The organism is Lewinella sp. W8 (assembly GCF_004375085.3).
GTDB lineage: Bacteria > Bacteroidota > Bacteroidia > Chitinophagales > Saprospiraceae > Neolewinella.
Genome location: NZ_SNAQ03000004.1, coordinates 158,506 through 180,274, shown reverse-complemented (window position 1 = coordinate 180,274; position 21,769 = coordinate 158,506). Strand labels below are relative to the sequence as shown.

The following is a 21,769-nucleotide window of genomic DNA, read 5'->3' as shown; positions in this document are numbered from 1 at the left end:
CATCGCCGCCGGAGGCGTTTGCGCGCTTGCGCGTTTAGCTATTCATCGTAGCGATAAACTCGCTGTTGCTCGTCGTGCTCTTCATGTGGCGCATCAGGAACTGGAAGGCTTCTTCCGGCTTCATGTCCGCCAGGTGATTGCGGAGCACGAACATCCGCTGGAGAACGTCCCGGTCAAGGAGGAGGTCATCACGACGGGTGCTGGACTTCGTGAAGTCGATACTCGGGTACATCCGCTTGTTGGCCAGGCCGCGGTCAAGCTGAAGCTCCATGTTACCCGTTCCCTTGAACTCTTCGAAGATTACCTGGTCCATCTTGGAGCCGGTATCGATCAGGGCGGTGGCGAGAATGGTCAGCGATCCACCGCCATCAATGTTACGGGCCGCACCGAAGAACTTCTTCGGCTTTTGCAGTGCGTTGGCTTCCACACCACCGGAAAGTACCTTTCCGCTGCTGGGCTGGACGGTGTTGTAGGCCCGCGCCAGGCGCGTGATGGAGTCGAGCAGGATGCATACGTCGTGTCCGGTTTCGACCAGACGCTTGGATTTTTCCAGGACGACGTTAGCCACCCGAACGTGGTTTTCGGCGGGCTCGTCAAAGGTAGAACTGATGACCTCCGCGTTTACGCTGCGCTTCATGTCCGTTACTTCCTCGGGACGCTCATCGACGAGCAGCACGATGAGGTAGGTCTCGGGGTGATTCTTGGCGATGGCGTTGGCCACGTCCTTGAGCAGGAAGGTTTTACCGGACTTCGGCTGGGCCACGATCAGACCACGCTGCCCCTTACCGATGGGGGCGAAGAGGTCGACCAGGCGCATGCCGTAGTCTTTACCGTCCGGACGACCGGAAAGGGTGAACTTCTCGGTGGGGAACTGGGCGGTCAGGTAGTCGAAGGGCACCCGGTCCCGTACATTTTTCGGATCGAGGCCGTTGATCTTCTCCACTTCGAGCAGGGCGAAATATTTTTCCCCTTCCTTCGGTGGTTTGACGGGACCACGAACGGTGTCTCCCGTCCGGAGGCCGTGCTGCTTGACCTGCTGCGGACTTACGTATACGTCGTCTGGGCTGGTCAGGTAGTTGTAGTCGGCGGAACGGAGGAAACCGTAACCGTCGGGCATCATTTCCAGGATTCCGGTCACGGAAACCAGTCCGTCGAGTTTGTATTCCGGTACGCGGGGACGGGTTTCCCGTTCCTCCCGATTACCGCGGCCGCGGTTGCGGTCGTCATTATTACGGCTGTCGTTGTTGCGGTTGTTGTTGGGGCGGCGATCATCCCGGTCGTTGCGCTGCTGGCCACGACCGCGGTTGTCGTCCCGCTCATCGTAGCGGCCCCGGCGTTCGTAGCGATCGTTGCGGGGGGCATCATCGCTGCCGGAATCGCCGCGCTGGGCGCGGCCCCGGCCGCGGTTACGACCATCGTCGTCACCATTGTCGCCGCCGCGGGGGCGGTTACCGTTGTCCTCGGACTGCGCGTCGCGGGTGCGGCCGCGCCCACGGGCACGGGCGGCCTGAGCGCTTTCTTCCTCTTCACCCTTGCCCCGGCTCCGACGTCCACGAGAGGAATTGTCCTCGTTCTTGGCGTCCTCGTTCTTGCTGCGGGTGTTGCGGGTGTTGCGGCCGGATGGTTTTTCGTCGTCATCCCGGTCCTTACTGCGGCGGCTGCGGCCGCGGGTGGAACGGGATTGCTTGGCTTCTTCTTCCTCATTATGACGGCGAGCGGCGGCAGCAGCGGCTGCGGCGGCGGCACGTCGGTTGGGGACACGGTCGGTATCGGAAGCTGAGGGGGGCTCGGCAACGGAGCTGGTGCCCTGAACGGCTTGCTGATCCAGGATCTTCAGAATCAGATCCTGTTTGTTTAGCCGCTTGTAGGATTTGAGTCCCATTTTTTCGGCCAGGTCCCGTAATTCGGGGACCAGCATGGCCTTTAATTGCGCTATACTTAACATTAAAAAGGTAGTGCTAGTAGGTATAAAAGTAGGATAGGAGCGCAGAAACAGATGCGCGCTGATGGGTGGGGGTTAATGCCATGCATTAGGGACGGCCTTCCAGAAAGGATGGCAAGCGTTCAGAATGAAGTCCGTAAATGGCAAAGATTAACGTGGCGAAAGGCAAGCAGAATGGTTGGCTTTCGTTATGCAAGTTGTTTTACTCGCCGGGCAAAAGTAAGGATATTATTTCGTTTGACGAACGAAAACGGGTATTACCTTTGCGGCGTGCGGTTGACTTGCACTTTATGAGTACAGCAACTTCTACCTATTTGTTTACCGTTGTGTGAAAATATTCATCACCCGGCTCAACGGAAGAACGCTGCACCTGCACGCCGTTGCCTTTAAATTAGATCAACGATCCCGACGAGCCTAGCGGTACTCGGGGTCGTTGCCCCCCATCAGGGCCTTCGATAAACGAAAGCCCCGATACCAAAAGATTTTAATCCGCAGACGATTTTCATATGCTTTTACTTCAAACCCTTCGCGACGAAAAAGAACGAGTGCTGGCCGGACTGGCCAAGCGACAGGTTGCGGACGCCGCCGAATTAGTGGAACGGGCCATCGCCCTCGACGACCAGCGCAAAGCCCAGCAAACCGCCAACGAGCAACTCCTCAGCGAGCGCAATAAGCTGAGTAAAGAGATTGGCGGACTGATGAAGTCCGGGCGACACGAAGAAGGACAGGCGCTGCGGGATAAGGTCAACGCCATGAAGGAAGAGCTGGCCGTGGGGGAAGAAACCCTCAAGACCGTCAAGGCAGATCTGGAAAACCTCCTCCTGCAGCTGCCCAACGTTCCCCACGAGCTGGTGCCCGCCGGGGTCAACGAGGAGGACAACGAAGTTTTTCAGGCCTACCCGGGGGAACTCCCCCAGATGCCCGAAGACGCCAAACCCCACTGGGAACTGGCCGAAGAATACGGCATTTTTGACCTGGAACTCGGCGTGCGCACCACGGGCAGCGGTTTCCCCGTCTTCACCGGACAGGGCGCGCGTTTGGCCCGCGGACTGGTCAATTTCTTCCTCGACCGCAACACTGCCGCGGGATACACCGAGTACCAACCTCCCCTGCTGGTCAACGAAGACACCGCCCGGGCGACGGGACAACTCCCCGATAAGGAAGGACAGATGTACCACGTTACCGGAGACGACCTGTACCTGATCCCCACAGCAGAAGTCCCCCTGACGAACCTCTACCGCGGAGCCCTGCTGGACGCAGAAGATTTCCCCATCAAACTGACGGGATATACGCCCTGCTTCCGCCGGGAAGCGGGCAGCTACGGCGCTCACGTACGCGGCCTCAACCGCGTGCACCAGTTCGACAAGGTGGAAATCGTCCAACTGGCACACCCTGACAACAGCTACGCCCTGCTGGAGGAAATGGTGGCCCACGTGGGAGGGCTACTCGACGAACTGGGGCTGCCCTTCCGGATTCTCCGGCTTTGTGGTGGCGACCTGGGCTTCACGAGCGCCATGACTTTCGATTTTGAGGTATGGAGCGCCGCCCAGCAACGCTGGCTGGAAGTGAGCAGCGTCTCTAATTTTGAAACCTTCCAGAGTAACCGCCTGAAACTCCGTTATCGGGGAGAACGGGGCAATGATCTGGCCCACACGCTCAATGGTAGTGCGCTGGCCCTCCCCCGTATAATTGCTGCCCTGCTGGAAAACAACCAGACGGCCGAAGGCATTATATTACCAGAAGTCCTGCATCCCTACCTCGGGCGCACCAGGCTGGAGCGGGTTTAAGCCGGACGCAAACAAAAACGCAAGCTAAAATCAAATGGGTTATCTCATTATCGTAGGCTTCTTTGGCCTGATTGGTATGCTGGTCAGCAATCGCCTGAAAAGTAAGTTCAAGCACTACTCCCGGGTGCCGATGACCAACGGATTGAGTGGTGCCGAAGTCGCCGCCAAAATGTTGGAGCACTACAACATCCGCGACGTGAAAATCGTCCAGGGACAGGGCTTCCTGACCGACCACTACAACCCGCAGACCAAGACCATTTCGCTGAGCCCCGAGGTGTTTCAGGGCCGGAGCGTATCGGCCGCTGCGGTGGCCAGCCACGAGTGTGGACACGCCGTGCAGCACAAGGAAGCCTATTCCTGGCTGACCTTCCGGAGCAAAATGGTGCCCGTCGTCCAACTCGCCAGCCGGGCGCAGAGCCTGCTCTTCATCCTGGCTTTCGGGGGCTTCGCCAGTGGCGTGGGCGGAGGACTGCTGTGGCAGATTCTTATTGCCGCTTTTTTCATCACCACCCTCTTCGCGGTGGTTACGCTGCCGGTGGAATTTGACGCCAGTAAGCGGGCCCTGGCGTGGTTGGACCGGAGCCACGTCGCTACCGGGGTGCAGCACGAAGGCGCCAAGGATGCCCTCTGGTGGGCGGCCATGACCTACGTCGTCTCCGCCCTGTCGGCCATCACGATTTTCCTCTACCTCTTCCTGAGCAGAGACTAAGTGAGCGCTATTAGCGCGAAGTTTATATTTTTGGGCCGCTCTCGCTTTTATTTGGGCGAGGGCGCAGGTGCCCAGATTTGCCCGGGGGCAGTCGCAGCACCCAAGCATGGTTTTCACCCTTAACTGCCTTACCAATCATGGACGAATTACTGGACGAAATACTGGAAGAAATCAAAATGCAGATGGAGGAATCCATCGAGCACCTCGAACGGGAATTGATCAAGGTCCGCACGGGCAAGGCCAGTCCGGCCATGCTTTCCGGACTGCTGGTGAGCTACTACGGGGCCAAGACGCCCATTCAGCAGGTCGCCAACATCGGTACGGCGGATTCCCGCACCCTCACCATCCAGCCCTTCGATAAGTCGGCCATGGGAGACATCGAGCGGGCCATCTTCGAAGCGAACCTGGGCGTTACGCCCATGAACGACGGGGAAATGATCCGGATTAATATTCCCCCCCTGACCGAAGAACGCCGTAAGCAACTGGCAAAACAGGTGGCCGCCGAGGGTGAGAACGCGAAAGTCTCCGTCCGTAACGCCCGGCGCGAGGCCATGGATGCCATCAAGAAGGAAGTCAAAGATGGCTACCCCGAAGATGCCGGCAAGCGGAAAGAAGACGAAGTAGATGGCTGGGTAAAGGGCTACTACAAGAAGATCGAAGAAGTCGTGGCGAACAAAACCCGCGAGGTGATGTCGATTTGATGTAGGTCATTGAAGTATTAGGATCGCTTCATCATCGTTTAGAAACGCATTGCTACGGGTCAGTTGGTCCTTCAGCTTTTCATAGTTGTTGGGGTTCAACCCGTGACTGAATTCATGGGCCCGCTGCATCATTCTGACGTAAGCGCTTACGTCTCGTTTCCTGGTAAGCCTGCGGAGGTTCAACAAGTAGTCTGTGGGCAGCATTTCGGTGCTTTAGGCCCTCTTTTTGAGAATAATGCGCCATTTTTAGTGCATAAGCACCATTTTTCAACCAAAAACGGTGCATAAAAACCAATTTTAACGCATAATGAAGCTAATGAACCCTCCCGTTATCTCACTTTGGTTATGCATTATATTCTTTCAATGTCAATCGCCTCCAGGTGATACGTCAGCTGAAGTGAACAACGATTTCCCCTACCTGGAATACACCATTCCCCAGTTTCAGGAGGGGTACCGCAACGGTGACTTTACGGTGGCGGAGGTAGTGCAGGCGTACCTGGACCGGATCGAGTCGATGGATCAGTCCGGGCCCGAGCTCAACTCCATGATTGCCCTCAACCCCGATGCGCTCGAGATCGCGGCGGAACTGGACCGGGAACTGGCGGACGGCAAGCCCCGCGGCCCGCTCCACGGTATCGTGGTGGCCCTCAAGGACAACCTGGACACCCACGACAAAATGCCCACCACGGCGGGCTCGCGGGCCCTGGCCAATTCCTTTCCCCTCCAGGATAGTTACGTGGCCGCCAAGCTACGGGAAGCGGGGGCCGTCATCATCGGAAAGGCCAACCTGAGCGAATGGGCCAACTTCCGGGGAGAACCCTCCAGCAGTGGCTGGAGTGGGGTGGGCGGACAGACCCGGAACCCCTACGACCTGAGTCGCAACCCCTGCGGGTCCAGCTCCGGGTCGGGGGCAGCGGTGTCCGGCAATATGGCCACGCTGGCCATCGGGACGGAGACGAACGGATCCATCGTTTGCCCCTCCCACGCTAACGGCATCGTGGGCATCAAGCCCACCGTGGGACTGGTGAGCCGCAGCGGCGTCATTCCCATTTCCTTTACCCAGGACACCCCCGGGCCGATGGCCCGGACGGTCCGTGATGCGGCCATCGGACTGGGCGCCATCGTCGGGGTGGATTCCAGCGACCGCAAAACCCTGGCCAGCGCCGACAATTACTTCACCGACTACACCCCCTTCCTGAAGGAAGACGGACTACGGGGCAAACGCATCGGTTACTACACCGCCCCGCGGGGCCGGAACTACAAGGTGGACTCCCTGACGGCCCGGGCCATCCGGGACCTGGAAGCTGCCGGTGCCGAAGTGATCGAAATTGACCGGATTTCCCGGGAAAATATGGGGGGCTATTCCTTTAACATCATGCTTTATGAATACAAGGATGGCCTGAACAAGTACTTTGCCTCGCTGGGGCCGGACGCCCCGATCAAAAATTTGGCGGAGCTGATTGCCTTCAACGCCAGTGACTCCATTGAACTCCAATACTACAACCAACGGTACCTGGAAATGGCTCAGGAAAAGGGACCGCTTACGGAAGAGGAATACCTGAACGCCATCGAAAAAATGCGCGTCGGCACCCAGGAGCAAGGAATCGATCGGGTGATGGAAGAGCACAATCTGGACGCCCTCATCGCTCCCACGGGTGGCCCCGCCTGGAAGACGGACTGGACCAACGGTGACAGCTTCGGCCTGGGAAGTTCCTCCCCGGCCGCCCGGGCGGGTTACCCCAACATTACCGTTCCCATGGGCTACGTGGATCATCTACCCGTTGGCCTGTCGTTTTTCGGCCGGGCCTGGACGGAACCGCTGCTCCTGGAAATTACCTACGCCTACGAGCAAGCTACCCAACACCGGCGGGCACCGCAGTTTTTGACGGGGGAGTAGGGTTGGTGATGATGCTGGGATGATGAAAGTAGAGAAAGTCATTAGTGAAAAATCACTAGCTAGGTACGAGCTCGATGAATATACAAGTCAGTTTGGTTCGCTGATCTTTGACGGATCAAGGGGTGGAAGCATTAGCCATGCCTATTCTTTCAGATTCAATAAAACCGTAGCGGTCTACCGGGATAAGCAAGGAAGAAAAACGGCGGAACTCGCTAGTTTCATTTATTTCTACATCAGCAAAAATGATCGGTGGATACAGCACATTGATTTTGTTTCTCTCCAGCAATTTTCCGTGGTGGAAGAGGCAATACCTTTTGAATCTAACGAAGAGTTCCAAATACCGATCATTGACGTATCTACCTTTGTGTCCTCCTTCGGACTGGCGCGTGGAATGGACTACGACGAAACCCGGTATCTGATCACTGAACATCAGGTAGACGTACTGGTGGCCCACAATGGACGAGATATCGCCGAATTCCGATTTGGGGAGAAGGTTGCTTGTTGTGCGTTAAACTCAACCGTCCATTTCTGGTTGGATCAGCATTCTAATCTTGCTGCGATTACTATTCGTGATGTCGCATCGGTGCCTAAACTCATCCAGGAACTGAGGAAAAAGGGAGCATAAGGAGTATCACGGTTAGACCCTGGTAAACAACTTGTTTTATCACTGTCATCACATATTTCCTTTACGCCCGGCTTGCGGAGCAAGCCTTTCCCGTAAAGATATTCGGCTCCGGGAATGGCTCGGCGTGAAACGCCTCGACCGGTTTGGGGTGCGCTTCCCCGGGGCCTTGAAGCATGCAATAAGCGCAGCGCGTGGCTCCTTTGAGTGGCTCACGGGCTCATTACGCTTAGCCTTCTCCTTAGCCTAAGCCTTATTTTCGACCCTTTTCGACCGGCTTGCGGAGCAAGCCTCTTCCGAAGTCTTTTCGATGATTATCTAACGCCTGAATCCTAAAACCTCGCTCCTAAAACCTCGCTCCTAACCCTTACCTTCGGGCCATGTATTCTTCCGAAGACCAACGTCGTTTTTTCACTTCTTCCAAGGCACTCCTCGCGGGTGATATTCCCGCAGGAATGGAGACGCCCAAAACCCTGGTAGAAGGCCTGGGGCAGCTCCTGCGTTACCACGAGTGGCGCTACTACATTCAGGACGATCCCGTGCTGAGTGATTACGAGTACGACCAGCTCTACAAGCAACTGGAGGCGCTGGAAGCGGAGCATCCGGAACTGATTCGTGCCGACAGCCCGACCCAGCGGGTCGGGAGTGACCTCTCCGGTGATTTTCGGAGCGTTCCTCACCTGACGCCCATGCTCTCGCTGGGCAACAGCTACAACGCCGAGGATTTGGGGGAATTTGACCGACAGGTCAAGCGGATGCTCAACATGGACGAAGCCGCCCAATTGGCCTACGCCGTGGAGCCCAAATACGACGGGGGCACTATTGTGCTGGTTTACGAGAACGACCAGCTGGTGCGAGCTGCGACCCGCGGCAACGGTACGCTGGGTGAGGAGATCACCCACAATGCCCGGGTAATCAGATCGATCCCCCTTACCGCGGCTTTTTCCCGGTACGGGCTCTACCGTGTGGAGGTCCGGGGAGAAGTGATTATCCGGAAGGATCGTTTTGCGACGATGAACGCCAAACGGGCCGAGGCGGGGGAAACGCTCTTTGCGAATCCCCGCAATACGGCTACGGGCGGGTTGCGAATGAAGAGTCCGGCCGAAGTGGCGAACCGTCAACTGGAAGCCTTCATATACAGCTTCGGTTACGGCACGGACGAAGCAGGAAATGACGCCGTGCAGGCCCTGGGTACCCACTCCCGGGCACTGGACGTGCTTACCGAGTTAGGGTTCAAGGTCCCCGCCACGGGCTACGAACGGGAGGCATTGCCAAACATCAGCGAAGCGGCAGAGTTTTGCGCTCGCTGGGAGGCCCAACGGGAGGAGTACCCCTACGAGATTGATGGCATGGTGGTCAAGGTCGATGATCTGGTCTTGCAGGAGCGGGCGGGCTATACGAGCCATCACCCCCGTTGGGCTATCGCCTACAAGTTTGCCGCCAAGCAGGCGACCACCATGCTGGAGAACGTCGAGTATCAGGTGGGTAAAATTGGCACGATCACCCCCGTGGCGAAAACCACTCCGGTAGCGCTGGCGGGCGTCATGATCAGCAGCGTCAGCTTGCACAACGAAGACTTCATCCGGGACAAGGACCTGCGACTGGGAGATAAGGTCCTGCTCGAACGGGCCGGCGACGTAATTCCCTACATCGTCAAGCCGCTGGAGGACCTCCGCGACGGTAGCGAGCGGCCCATCGAATGGCCAACCCATTGCCCCATCAACGATACCGAAGAACCCGTAACCCTCGTGCGGGCCGAAGGGGAGGCCGCCTGGCGCTGCCCGGCCTGCGTGTGTGGCGCGCAGAACCTACAGCGAATCATCTTCCACGTGTCGAAGGTGGCCATGGACATCGACGGCATGGGCCGCCGGTACGTGGAGCAGTTTTACGAACTGGGGTGGCTACGCACCATCGTGGACGTCTACCGCCTGCCCTACGAGCAGATCGCGGAGCTGGAGGGCTTCGGAGAAAAGTCGGCCCAGAACCTCCGCAAGTCCGTGGAGGCGGCGAAAAAGAACCCCCTGTGGCGGTTGCTGCACGGTCTGAGCATCCATCACCTGGGGAGCAAGGCCAGCCGCCTGCTGGCCCAGAACGTTGACCACGTGTTGGATCTGGCCGACTGGACGGAAGAGCAATTCACCAACATTAAGGACATTGGCCCAACGGTGACCCAGAACGTCATGGAATACTTCTCCGTGCCCCTGCACCGGGAGCAGCTCCGGGAACTGGAAGCCCTCGGCGTAAACGTACGCCCTACGGATGAGGACCGCCCCGCCGCGGAAGTAACCGAAGGTCCCTTTGTGGGCAAGAGCATGTTGTTCACGGGATCTTTGCAGCAGATGAGCCGGAAGGAAGCCCAGGAACGGGCCAAGGCCGCCGGTGCCCGCATAGTTTCCGCCGTCAGCGGAAAACTGGACATCCTCGTCGTGGGAGAAAAGCCGGGGTCTAAGCTGAAAAAAGCCCAGGCCTTGGGCACGGTGGTGGTGATGACCGAGGAAGAATTCCTCGGCCAGCTGGCTGACTAATTCCTGGCCTTTTCGGAAGGAGGCTGCACCTGCGGTGATCGCCCAAAGTAATTTCCTCCAATAGAAAAGGGGACGAGTTATGACCCTCGTCCCCTTTTTATTTTCGCATTCAATCTACCGGACCACCGCAATGTCTCCCCGGTACAGCAGGGTCGTATTGTCGAGGAACTCCACTTCGATCATGTAGACAAACACGGCGGGGGAAACCGCCTTGCCGTCGTTGCGGGTGCCGTCCCACAACTGGATGCCGTCGAGACAGTTGGGCGGCAGGTTTTCGTTTTCGTAGACCAGTCCTCCCCAGCGGTCAAAGACCTTGACGGAGTTGACGACGCGCACGCCCTGGCAGGCGAAAATGCGGAAGTCTTCGTTGCGCCCGTCACGGTTGGGACTGAAGGCATTCGGAATGTATACGTTGCGGTTGGCGTCGACCTCCACGAAAATGTCGGCGAAGGCCTGGCAGCCATTGGCGTTGGTTACCGTCAGGGTATATTCTTCACTTTCAAAGGGGAAGATGGTGGGGTTGCGGACGGTATCGGAACTCAAAAATTCAGCCGGCGTCCACTGGTAGGTGTAGACGTCGCCGGCGGGACTAATGATCGGGTTGAGTACGGTCAGGCTGTCGCCCAGTTCCACCACGATCTCTTCGGGCAGGTCCACCAAAATCTGGGGGGGCTGATTGACGCTGAAGGTCTGGCTGGCGGGGCACCCGACGCTGTCGAATACCGTCACGACTACCTCGCCGGCAAAGGCGCTGCCGACCTGACCAACCGGGATGCGGAAACCGTCGTTGTTGACCGAGAAGGTAAAGTCTTCGATGCCGTTGGACGTGCCGCCAAAGGCCGTGTCAATCAGCACGGGGGTTAATTCTCCGAAGCAAAGGGGCTCCTCAATGGGCAAAACACTGAAGGTGATGGCCTCGGGTTCCCCGATGGTGTAGCTCAGGCTGTCCTGGCAGCCCTCCACGTCGGTAACAGTGACGCCGTAGGTGCCCGGCTGAAGGTCATTGGCGATGGCCTCGTCAGAGCCGGCTACGTTGCCGGACCAGGTGTAGGGATTGGCCGAAAGCGGGTTATTGTTGACACTGCTGATGAACACGCTGATCCGGCCGTTGGCGTCACCGGCACACTGGACGGTGGGCGTGGTCTGAACGTCATCAATGGACAGCGTCAGCGGATCGGGTTCCATGATCTGGAAGGTCTGCTGTTGCGGAGAACATCCGTTGGCGTCGGTGATGTCCACGGTGAAGCCCGTTCCCGCCGCCAGGCCGGTGATCATGTTATCGGTATCGGTGGAAGCCGACCAGGCGAAGGTATAATTGGCCGTCCCGCCCGTCACTTCCACGGTAGCCGTTCCGTCCATGAGGCCATTACAGCTGACCGGAGTCGTCTGAACGGTTACGGCGAATTCTTCCGGACTCCGGATGGTGTCCCGGAAGGTTTCGGTACAGACACCGTCCGTTACCCGGACGGAAACCGGGCCACGCGTCCGACCCATCACCGTAGATTGCGAGGCGCCGAAGGTCGGGAAGCCGTCGTCCCAGAGGAAGTCAAAGGTGCCGGCCGTGCCGTCGGAAAATTCGGCCTCGAAGGTGGCCGCTCCGTCCGCCGTCATGTCGTCCGGACAGCTCACGTTATCGATCGTAAAGACGCCGGTAATGGCGGGTGGGTCCGTCAGGACGAAGGTGGTGTCGAAGGGGGGCTGACAGCCGTTACCGTCCGTGATGGTTACCGTGTAGCTGCCCGCCTCCAGATTCGTAAAGGCGGGGTTGGTGGTGGGAGCGCCAAAGGGGTCCGTAGACCAAACGTAATTGTAGGTTCCGTCTCCGTTGGGTGTACCGCCGTTGGGATTCAGGAAGATGCTGCCGTTGGCGTCTCCCGGACACTGCGGATCGTTGATCACGAAGGACTCCAGGAAGACGTCACCGGGGCTCACCACCGAGCCCGCACCAAAGACGATACAGGAGTTGGAGGTGATGATCTCCACGGCGTAATCGCCGACCGGGAGGTTGTTTTGGGTGGAAGCACCGTTGGCCACCGGACTACCCAGGGTGCCGTCAGCGTTCAGGCGGTACCAGGTAATTGCCGTAATGGTTTCCCCCTGCGGAGGCGTAGCGACCACAGAGAGCTGCCCGTCAACGTCTCCCGGACAGGAAACGAAACTGGTGTCAATGGGCAGGAAGGTGGCTCCACCGGGGGAGAGTATCTCAAAAGTGTCCCGGGCCGTACAGCCTCTGGCGTCGGTAATGATCAGGACGTAGTTCGTGTCCGCGCTCAGGCCCGTGAGCAGCGCGCCCGGGGTGATGGTGTCCAGGGGCGTGTCGAGGCTGTCGTTCACCCAACGGTATTCATAAGGGGCCGTGCCACCGCTGATGGTGGGCGTAGCGGTACCGTCCATCCCGACCGTACAGGTTTCATTCGTGATGGCGATGTCGTCAATCACCAGCAGGTCGGGTTCAACGACCTGAATGGTGTCCGTGGCTTCACAGCCGGCGGGGTCCTGGTCGCGGAGTACGAGGACGTAAGTTGCCGGACCGAGGTTCGTGAACTCTACGGGAATGCTGATGTCGTTGATCGTCTGGAAGGGAATCACGGCACCGTTATCCAGGTTGATCAGGCTGACCTCGAAGGGCAGGTCCGGTGCCGCTCCGGTGGCGCTTCCGGTAGCCCGTATGATGGCGTCGTTTTCCCCGAAACAGGTGATGGAGTCCAGTCCACTGACGACCTCCAGAATTTTGGTGGCGTTGACCACGAAGTTGGACGTATCCGCGCACCCGCGGGTGTCGGTGACGGTCACGGCGTAGGCGCCGGGCAGGAGATTGGTACGTGCGGAGTTGGCCACCATGTCGTCCTGACCGAGCGTCATGCCCCAGTCGAAAGTGTAGGGGGCCGTTCCGCCGGCAGCGTTGATGGTAATCGACCCATCATCGGATCCGGTACAGGTGGCATCAACCACGGCATCGGCGGGGACGTCGGGCAGGGTGCGTACGGCATCGGGATCGCGCAGGGTTTCCGAGTCCGGTAGGGACGTACAGAGTCCGTTCGGTCCCACTACTTGCACCGTATACGATTGCCCGGGCTGGTTTGCGGGTAGGTTGAAGCGGTTGGGGCCGGAAACGGAATCCGTATCCGACCAGATGAATTCGTAATCGGCCAGTCCCGCTCCGGTCACCTCGCTGCCGTTGACGAAGACCTGCACGGTAAGGGAGCCATCCGTAAATCCTGAACAGCTGGGCCGCTGCACGATCTGTAGGTCAATGCTGAGGTCTAACCCGGAGTTGATCGTTGTCGTATCAATCACGACGTCCCCGTTGGCCGCCGTGGAACGCACGGCGTAAATGCCGTCGGGCAGGCCGTTGAAGGTTGCTTCGGCGGGGTTGCCCAGCCGGGTGATGGCGTTGCCGAAGATGGTTTCGGGCATCTGACCGAGGAGGCGGATTTCAAAGATGTAGGGGTCCGGACCTCCGTTCGCCGAGGCGGTGATGCTTCCGTCGTTTTCACCGAGACAGTTTTCGTCCATGGGCGTCAGGTCCAGGAAGAAGGGTTGGCTGCTCACCACGATGCTGCCCGGAGAGGAAATGGGCGTCTCGGGGGTAACGCCATCGCGGGTAAATTCAAAGGCGGCATTGTCGTCCACCTCCAGGGGGGTCTGATCGCCGATGTTACCGATGACGGTGAAACAGATTTCGAAAACGGTGTCCCCGTCGGGGATGTCTGCGGAAAATCCGATGGGGTTGAAGACGAAGCGTACCCGCCCTTCCGCCAGGGTACCACCACTGCTCACGGGGCCGTTAACGAGCAGGGCGCCGCCGAGCTGGGCGTTCTCCATGGCGATGTTGTTGAACTGCAAGACGGCGGGGTCAAAATTCAGGTCGAACTGGAAACCCTGGATGCTGTTGAAGTTCTCCACCGTTACGGGGACACAGAAGGTTTCCCCGGGTAGCGCGTTCTCGAAGGGGAAGTTGAAGGACAGCGGTTGCTGGCAACCTGCGGGATGGCCCACGAGGATGCCACTACTCATGGCGCCTTCGTTCAGCCCGCAGCTGTTTTCGTCTTCAATCGTAATGCGGTAGGTGCCGGCGGTGGGGACCTGGTACCGTACCAGCGCATCGTGCACAATGTCTTCCGGTGCCGTTTGAATCGTCGCCAACTCGCCGGTCATGGTATTTTCAATGCGGATGGTGTAGCCCGTTCCTCCCCGTAGTTCCGGCGTGCCACCCCGCACGGCAAAGAAGCCATCACAACCGGCGAAACCAAAGCCGTCGTTTACGTCAACGGTCACGGCGTTGAGGTAGGCGACGCTGAAGGTTTGGTCCGTGGATACGTTAACGCACTGCCCCGAGGGGGTGCCTTCGTAGTCGGCTTCTCCGGGAGAATTCAGGTTAGCCGCATCGAAGGTGATGGGCGCGAGGGTCAGGACCACCGGCGAGGGGCTGCCGTCCATGTTGGGGAACAAGGACATGATGGTGGCCGTGGTGATGTCATCACCGCTGTTTTCCACCATGAGGGTGTAATCCCCCATTTCGTAGTTATTCGGCACGGCAATGGCCAGGGTGTCGAAGGGGTCCAGACCGTTATCCGCCACGCAGGGGTCGTTGGCAATGTCCGTCAGGAGTGGGCCGCTGACGGTGGGTGCGCAGCGGTAAAAGGCGTAGCCGATGCCGGGAGTCGTGCTTCCGTCGGGGTCTCCGCCGAGGTCGAAGGATCCGGGAACAATGTCTACGTTAAAACCGTCGCCGGCGCAGAGGAAGATGGTGTCCGGCCGTGCGGCAAAGGGACGAACGTCACTCACCTGAATGTTGTCGCCGAAGCTGTTGCTGCGCATGGCAAAGCCCGAAAACTCATTGATGTCGCCGGCGTCATTACAGTCCATTTTGACGTTAAGGGCCGGCCCGCTACTGGCCTTGGGCAGTTTGACGCTAACGGGTCGTTGGGCGAGCAGGGCCGCCGGAGCTAGCAGAAATAACAAACAAAGGCAGAGGAGGGAAGAACGTAGCAGGGAGCCGTTGTGCATACCGGGCATATTCAGTTCGTGGGATGGTGAGGATTACTTCCTCGAAGGATCACCATGGTTTTTTAAGGACCGCAAAGGTACAGCCTAACGAACGCAGTCACTAGTACTTAAAGTGCGGAGACCGGTGTTAAAAACGGGCCCAGTGGCCGAAATGAGCCGAGGAGTAGCCTGATTGACGCCATCAGATCAGGAGAATTGGGCGCAGACGCGGGTGCCGTGCCAGTGGGACTGGCCGGGTAGGTCGGTAAAATCGATTACCGCCCGGGTGATGCCGGCATCCTGGCTAAGCACGGGGATTCCGCTTCACTGCACCTGCACGTCTGTGCCCATTATCCAACGGTTAGCCGCATAGTCTTATCCGACTGACCAGGCGGACACGCCGCTGCAATTTCCTGAAATCAGCGATCCCGACGAGCGGAACGGAACTCGGGGCCGTGGCGACTACCGCTCGTCACTTTCCAATACGATCGGCCGGGCCGCAGGTGGGTTCGGATGGAATTTACCCTACCGTAGCATCCAACTCCGCGTACAACGGGAAATCCTGCATGAAGCCGTGGACTTCCTGCCGTACCCGGTCCAGCACGCCATCATCAGTGTGGTTCATGATCACTTCGTCGATCCACTCCACCGTCTTGACGCAGTCGGCTTCCTTGAAGCCACGGGTGGTGACGGCGGCCGTACCGATGCGAATGCCGCTGGTGACCATGGCGGACTTTTTGTCGAAGGGTACCATGTTCTTATTCAGGGTGATCTCCGCTTTGCCCAGGGCGGCTTCGGCCTCTTTACCGGTGATGTTCTTGTTGCTCAGATCGATGAGCATGCTGTGGTTGTCCGTTCCGCCGGAAATGATGTGGTAGCCGCGGTCTACGAGTGCCTGGGCCATGGCCTGGGCGTTGGCGATCACCTGCTGTCCGTAGGCTTTCCACTCGGGTTGGAGGCACTCGCCGAAGGCCACGGCCTTGCCGGCAATCACGTGCTCCAGGGGGCCACCCTGCATGCCGGGGAATACCGCGCCGTTGAGGATCCGGCTCATTTTGATGACGGTACCTTTTTTGGTGGTGCGGCCCCAGGGGTTATCAAAGTCCTTGCCCATCATGATGATGCCGCCCCGCGGACCCCGCAGGGTTTTGTGGGTGGTGCTCGTCACGATGTGGCAATGGGGCATGGGGTCGTTCAGGAGTCCGGCGGCGATCAGGCCGGCCGGGTGGGCGATGTCGGCCAGGAGCAGGGCTCCCACTTCGTCGGCAATTTCCCGGAATCGTGCGTAGTCCCAGTCGCGGCTGTAGGCCGAGGCCCCACAGATGATCATTTTGGGTTTCACTTCCTGGGCTTTTTCGGCCACCTTGTCCATGTCGATCCGACCGGTGGCTTCCTCCACCCCGTAAAAGTGGGCGTCAAAGTGCTTGCCGCTGAAGTTGGCCGGATGACCGTGGCTCAGGTGGCCGCCGTGCGCGAGGCTGAAGCCGAGGGTCGCGTCGCCGGGCTTGAGGCACCCCAGAAATACGGCGGCGTTGGCCTGGGCGCCGGAGTGGGGCTGCACGTTGGCGTATTCGGCGCCAAAGAGTTTACAGAGCCGGTCAATGGCGAGCTGCTCCACTTCGTCAACGACCTCACAACCGCCGTAGTAGCGTTTGCCGGGGTAGCCCTCGGCGTACTTGTTGGTCAGGCAGCTACCCACCGCTTCCATCACGGCCAGGGAAGTGAAGTTCTCGGAGGCGATCAGTTCGATGCCATTGCGCTGGCGGTCGAGTTCGCGGTTGATTCGATCAAAAACGGCTGTATCTCTGGCCATGAAAGCAAGTATTTGGGGTGAACGCCGGGAGGCATTGTTAGCAAAGTGCAAAATTACACCATATTGTAAGCAGGACCGCAATTACCCTTAGAGAAAATTTGTTAGACTATCACCATTTTTACGGTCAGTATCGTTTACCTAACCGGTTACTTACTTGCAAACATTAGCTTAGCCCCAGTCGATTTCATGCAGCTACCTTACGTACAGGACGAACAAAAAACGCGCAAAACCGGGCTATCGACCACCCGCTTCGGGAACCTCGCTTGCCCACCTTCGGTCGCCGTCCATCCCTCGGAAATCGCTAGTCGCTTACCCGGATTCCGGTATTCGTTCCCGTTGCTGGTGCTCTTATTGCTGACGCTCTGGACCCCCGCTGACCTGGAAGCCGGCACCCGCCGCTACCGCTGTACCTGGCGCGATGATCCGGCCACCACGATGGTGATCGGTTTCGAGCATTTCTCCGGTGCCGCAGTACGGGTAGTCTACGATACCCAGGACCACGGCCGCAGCTGGCGCGACTACCGCTGGTCGGCCACTCCGGCCCGTACGGTCAACCACGCCGGGATGCGCAATGTCTTCGTTCGCCTCAAGGGACTCCGCCCTGCGACAACCTATAATTTTCTGGTGGTCGACTCCGAAGGAGTGAGCAAGCAGATGAAATTTGAAACCCCACACGCGACCCCCGACCTCCCCCTCAGCATCATCGCGGGGGGCGATAGCCGGAACAACCGCCCCACGGCCCAGGCCGCAAACCGGCTGGTGAGCAAGTTGCGCCCTCATTTCGTGATGTTCGGGGGAGACATGACCAACGGAGACACCGACATGGAATGGCAGCAGTGGCTGGACGACTGGCAGCTTACCATGAGTTACGATGGCCGTCTGACGCCCATCGTCCCCGCCCGGGGCAACCACGAACGTGCCAACGCATCGATTTACAATCTCTTCGACGTCCCCAATCCAGACGTGTACTACGGATTAAACTTTGCCGGTGGTCTTCTGCGGACCTACACCCTCAATACCCTCTTCCCCCCCGGAGGCGATCAACTGTCCTGGCTGAGTCGGGACCTTTCCCGGACGAAGGCGATGTGGAAAATCGCCCAGTACCACCACGCCATGCGCCCCCACACCCTCTCCAAACCCGAGCGGGACGAATTAATTACGCTCTGGGCCACGCAGTTTACGCGCTACGGCATGGACCTGGTCATCGAATCCGATGCGCATACCGTAAAACAAACGTATCCCATCCGGCCGAGCCGGGAACCGGGGTCCAGCCAGGGCTTCATCCGGGACGACCGCCGGGGAACCGTCTACATCGGCGAGGGCTGCTGGGGAGCCCCCCTACGGGCCAATGATGACGACAAAAAATGGACCCGCGCCAGCGGCCGCTTTAATCAGTTCAAATGGATTTGGGTCGGACTGCGGCAAATTCAGGTGCGTACGGTGCGTATCGACCGGTCCATGGGAACGGCCAGTGAGGTTGATCCCATGGCGCGCTTCCGCACGCCTCCCGGCATCTACTACTGGGACGCCGACAACACGGGCGACGTTTTACGGATTCCCCGGCGTCCCGATGACGTTCTGGCCTTTTCCTCCACCTCCAATCCGCCCGGAGGACCCGCGGGCAATACGGTCATTCAGGCCAGTAAAGCCCCGGCCATCCTGCGGCGCGATGCCGCCGGTAGGGTGCGCGTTGGGTTTCAACTTTCCGAAACGGGTCGCCCCGTCATTTTGGTCGTCGACAACAATATGCGATTGCTCTTCAAACAGGAACTATCGATACGCGGACCGGGCCCCTACTCCGAAGTCATTCAGCTACCGACCATGCCGCCGGGGCAACGCCTGGAGCTCATCGTCAAGGGAGCCGGCCAGGTGCTCGGGAAGTACCGGCTGGAGTAGGGATGAGGTGGTTAACCCTTGTAATTGCCTCAAATTATGGTTATTTTTGAGGCAATTACCAAGCTCAATTGCCTCACTGTGTATAATTGGCAGCACAAGGATTGGCGCGTTGGTTCTTACAATCGCGACAAGGTCGTGGAAACACTCAGCCGCACCCCAAAATCTTCGTACTCAAAGTCCCGGAAGCTGGTCACGAATTCCAGCCGGAGTATCCGGAAAATATTGTCGATGGAATAGCCCAGCTCCGTGTAGTTTTCCGATGCCGGTGTGTAGAGGTAGTTGACGAAGAGGTCTTCCTTAAGCCCCATCAAGTGGAGCTTCCAGATGCGGGAGAGGAGGAATTTCCGAAACTGGTAGTGTCCGTAAAATTCCACATATTCCTGCTGGGTGCTGTTCAGGTAATAGGGCAACAGCCGGTAGGAGCCGATGGGGTCCAGGGACGTCAGGGTGATCTCCGAGGTGGCGAAGTGCTTGAAGTCGGGGAAGTCCACGGATGAATTATTCAGGAAGGTACCGCCCCGTACGAGGAGGTCCACGAAGCCCTTGCGGCCCATGGCGAAGCGATGCTCGTAGGCGGCTTCCAGCAGCGTGAAGTCGGCCGTACTGTTCCCGATTTCGGGGATGCCGGACCGGAAACCGAGGCTCACCGTCGGTGCCGAAAGCTCAATTACCTCCTTGCGGCCGTTTTCAATCCGGTACTCGAGGCCTGGCCGCCAGGCCAGACGGAAGTCGACGGTGGCCGCCGGCGCCACCGTGCCCACAATGCCCCGCTCGGCACTGATGGGTAAATTGGGGGCGTAGGGTTCCTCATCCTTCGAGAACCATTGGTTCTCGGCGTTATTCCTCACGGCGCGGCGGTCTTCGTAGGCCAGGCTGAATTCCGTCCGCCAGGCCGGTCCGTAATTTCTGCGGTAGTCAAAACGGCCGTAGGCCCGCTCGTAGAGGCGGATGAAGTTGTTCCCGTTAAAGAGGTTGGCGAAGGTGCTGATCCAGGGGTCGATGGCCGGCTGGTCGTTGAACTGCCGCAGGTACCGTCCCCCACTAAAGCGGAAGCGTTTTTCGGAACCCTTACCGCTGCGGCCGATCCAGGTGTCTACCTCCCAGCTCAGCCGGTCCCAGGCAATCCCGTAGCGGGAGCGCAGCCCGAGCCCGAAACGGTTCTTGTTGGCGATGCCCAGCCGCCCGCCCAGGGTGTAGCCCTCCACGGGGTTGAAGAAGGCGTCCGGCAGGAACTGCCGCCGCCAGGGCGACCGCTTCCGGCGAACCCGACTGGTGTCGATGGCGGTGCTGTCCGGCAGGTTGGCGTCGCCGTCGTTAATCTGCACCCGCACCATGCCCTGCTCTTCCCGCTCCAGCCGCTGAATGCTGTCGGCAATGGCGTAGCCGCGCTTCTCTTCCGCGGTGAGGGGCACCGGGCGGTTGGCCGCCCAGTAGGCCGTGTCAATGACGGCCTTGGCGCTGTCGTTGGTGAGGGTGTAGTTGCTCACCACCTCCGGAGCGTCGGATTCCTTGCGTTCCTGCTTTTCGTATTCCCGCATCAGGCGACGCAGCTCCTTACGCGTCAGCTCTCCACCCTCCGCCAGGGTCTGCTCGTAGCCGGCCACCTGGTTTTCCCGCTTGGTTTTGTTGGCCAGGTCCGGTTGCGTTTTTTCGTCGATTACTTCCACGTATCCACCGAGCTCTTCGTTCAGCTCCAGATTGTAATTACTGACCGTGCTCAGGTAGTGGTACTCAAACCCCACGCCGATGATCTGACCGGCTGCGTCCATCTTGGTCGTAATGGGCATCCAGATGTGCTCCTGCACTTCCGCAAAATTCTGGGCCACGTCAATCTGAAAGCCCAGCTTGTAGGTAGTCAGGTCCAGGCTGTGCAGCGACCAGTCGTCCTGTACGATGTAAACGTAGCCCTCAAAGACGTCCTCCCCGCGACTCCGGGGAATCACCCGGATTTTATTGATGAGCTCATCCTGGTCGACGAAGACCCCCTCGTGTTCAAAGCGGTAGTAGCCGAAAGATTTCGGAGAGAGTGGACTGACGATCTCGTCGGCAATCATGGGTTCGTAGAAGGAAGCAAATACGTAGGGCGCCGCGTCGAAGGTCTCTTCGCCGATCTTGTAGACGGACACCACGTCCTGCTTGAAGGTGTTGGGGCGCTCGTAGGTGATCTTGCTGGTGCTTTCGGTGGTAAAGGGACGCCCCACGAAGGCGTCGATTTCCTCGCGGTCTTCCTTGTCGGCCATCATCCGGAGGAGTCCGGGGATTTTGTTGACCTTCCCCGTTCCTTTGATGTAGACCTCCGCGTCGTAGCGCTCGATCTGGTTGCGGTGGTAGTCGGCCTTTGCGATGGCCCGCCGGATGACGCTGTAGCTCAGGTCTTCCCCGCTACTCAGAATTTCAACCTGCTGGAGGTCCAGGGCCTCGGGTTGGAGGGCGACGTCCAGACGGCCGGTGGAGGGGTAGACGGTTTTGACCACCGCCTGGTAGCCGAGGAACTGAAAGATGACCCGGTTGGCTCCTCCGGACAGGCGCAGCTGATACTGCCCCTCGGCGTTACTGGCGGTACCGCTCTTCGTGGTCTCCACGTAAATCGAGGCGAAGGGCAGGGGCTCCCCGGTCTGGGCGTCGGTAATGGTGCCCGTCAGCGTTTGGGCGTGGACGCAGGTGCAGAGGGCCAGGGCAAGGAGCAGGGTAAGGCAGCGGATCATGCGGGAAGGGGTTTTCGGACGGTAAAACTAGTTCGTAAGCGGTTTGTGCGGCGAAGGTTTAACGGTTCTTTATAAGAATGATCGACACGGCCCGACAAAGGTTGCCAAAACGTCCGCCAATTAAGGGCTGCCCGTCATAATTCGCGGGCAAATTTTTGTGGAAAAGAACGGGAATGATTCCCG

Annotated in this window: 11 protein-coding genes; 7 read left to right on the top strand and 4 right to left on the bottom strand. The window is 58.8% G+C overall.

The window, feature by feature from the left end; translation table 11 throughout:
- Positions 1-34: 34 nt before the first annotated feature.
- Entirely contained in the window at positions 35-1,945 is a 1,911-nt protein-coding gene (gene rho, locus E1J53_RS06650) for a transcription termination factor Rho (protein ID WP_134271002.1), read from the bottom strand.
- Between the two features lie 503 nt (positions 1,946-2,448).
- On the opposite strand from rho, the gene serS reads away from it, so the two are divergent.
- From serS to ligA, 6 genes are all read left to right on the top strand, one after another.
- Positions 2,449-3,729, top strand: coding sequence for a serine--tRNA ligase (serS, locus tag E1J53_RS06645; RefSeq protein WP_134271003.1), 1,281 nt, complete (start codon positions 2,449-2,451; stop codon positions 3,727-3,729).
- A gap of 34 nt (positions 3,730-3,763) precedes the next feature.
- On the top strand, positions 3,764-4,438 hold the full coding sequence (locus E1J53_RS06640; RefSeq protein ID WP_134271004.1) for a zinc metallopeptidase: 675 nt from the start codon (positions 3,764-3,766) through the stop codon (positions 4,436-4,438).
- A 137-nt stretch (positions 4,439-4,575) separates the two neighbouring features.
- The gene (gene frr, locus E1J53_RS06635; RefSeq protein ID WP_134271005.1) at positions 4,576-5,139 is read left to right on the top strand and encodes a ribosome recycling factor; all 564 of its coding nucleotides are present in this window, start codon (positions 4,576-4,578) and stop codon (positions 5,137-5,139) included.
- Between the two features lie 397 nt (positions 5,140-5,536).
- Entirely contained in the window at positions 5,537-7,036 is a 1,500-nt protein-coding gene (locus E1J53_RS06630; RefSeq protein ID WP_368671735.1) for an amidase, read from the top strand.
- A 19-nt stretch (positions 7,037-7,055) separates the two neighbouring features.
- Positions 7,056-7,661: a hypothetical protein gene (locus tag E1J53_RS06625; RefSeq protein ID WP_134271006.1), complete on the top strand. Its 606-nt coding sequence runs from the start codon at positions 7,056-7,058 to the stop codon at positions 7,659-7,661.
- A 377-nt stretch (positions 7,662-8,038) separates the two neighbouring features.
- The gene (gene ligA, locus E1J53_RS06620; protein WP_134271007.1) at positions 8,039-10,183 is read left to right on the top strand and encodes an NAD-dependent DNA ligase LigA; all 2,145 of its coding nucleotides are present in this window, start codon (positions 8,039-8,041) and stop codon (positions 10,181-10,183) included.
- Between the two features lie 114 nt (positions 10,184-10,297).
- Here the strand turns inward: ligA and E1J53_RS06615 are convergent, their stop codons facing one another.
- Positions 10,298-15,193: a gliding motility-associated C-terminal domain-containing protein gene (locus E1J53_RS06615; RefSeq protein ID WP_173021386.1), complete on the bottom strand. Its 4,896-nt coding sequence runs from the start codon at positions 15,191-15,193 to the stop codon at positions 10,298-10,300.
- A gap of 499 nt (positions 15,194-15,692) precedes the next feature.
- On the bottom strand, positions 15,693-16,985 hold the full coding sequence (gene glyA / locus E1J53_RS06610; RefSeq protein ID WP_134271009.1) for a serine hydroxymethyltransferase: 1,293 nt from the start codon (positions 16,983-16,985) through the stop codon (positions 15,693-15,695).
- A 186-nt stretch (positions 16,986-17,171) separates the two neighbouring features.
- Here glyA and E1J53_RS06605 point away from each other — a divergent pair, with 186 nt between their 5' ends.
- Positions 17,172-18,881, top strand: a complete 1,710-nt coding sequence (locus E1J53_RS06605) for a metallophosphoesterase (protein ID WP_134271010.1) — start codon at positions 17,172-17,174, stop codon at positions 18,879-18,881.
- Between the two features lie 116 nt (positions 18,882-18,997).
- Here the strand turns inward: E1J53_RS06605 and E1J53_RS06600 are convergent, their stop codons facing one another.
- On the bottom strand, positions 18,998-21,586 hold the full coding sequence (locus tag E1J53_RS06600) for a DUF5686 and carboxypeptidase regulatory-like domain-containing protein (protein ID WP_134271011.1): 2,589 nt from the start codon (positions 21,584-21,586) through the stop codon (positions 18,998-19,000).
- Positions 21,587-21,769: the final 183 nt, after the last annotated feature.

What these genes read in the sequence shown, in the direction of transcription:
- E1J53_RS06625 (WP_134271006.1), top strand. Translation starts at nt 7,056, where the DNA reads ATGATGAAAGTAGAGAAAGTCATTAGTGAAAAATCACTAGCTAGGTAC.
- glyA (WP_134271009.1), bottom strand. Translation starts at nt 16,985, where the DNA reads ATGGCCAGAGATACAGCCGTTTTTGATCGAATCAACCGCGAACTCGAC.
- E1J53_RS06640 (WP_134271004.1), top strand. Translation starts at nt 3,764, where the DNA reads ATGGGTTATCTCATTATCGTAGGCTTCTTTGGCCTGATTGGTATGCTG.
- rho (WP_134271002.1), bottom strand. Translation starts at nt 1,945, where the DNA reads ATGTTAAGTATAGCGCAATTAAAGGCCATGCTGGTCCCCGAATTACGG.
- serS (WP_134271003.1), top strand. Translation starts at nt 2,449, where the DNA reads ATGCTTTTACTTCAAACCCTTCGCGACGAAAAAGAACGAGTGCTGGCC.
- frr (WP_134271005.1), top strand. Translation starts at nt 4,576, where the DNA reads ATGGACGAATTACTGGACGAAATACTGGAAGAAATCAAAATGCAGATG.
- E1J53_RS06600 (WP_134271011.1), bottom strand. Translation starts at nt 21,586, where the DNA reads ATGATCCGCTGCCTTACCCTGCTCCTTGCCCTGGCCCTCTGCACCTGC.
- ligA (WP_134271007.1), top strand. Translation starts at nt 8,039, where the DNA reads ATGTATTCTTCCGAAGACCAACGTCGTTTTTTCACTTCTTCCAAGGCA.
- E1J53_RS06615 (WP_173021386.1), bottom strand. Translation starts at nt 15,193, where the DNA reads ATGCACAACGGCTCCCTGCTACGTTCTTCCCTCCTCTGCCTTTGTTTG.
- E1J53_RS06605 (WP_134271010.1), top strand. Translation starts at nt 17,172, where the DNA reads ATGCAGCTACCTTACGTACAGGACGAACAAAAAACGCGCAAAACCGGG.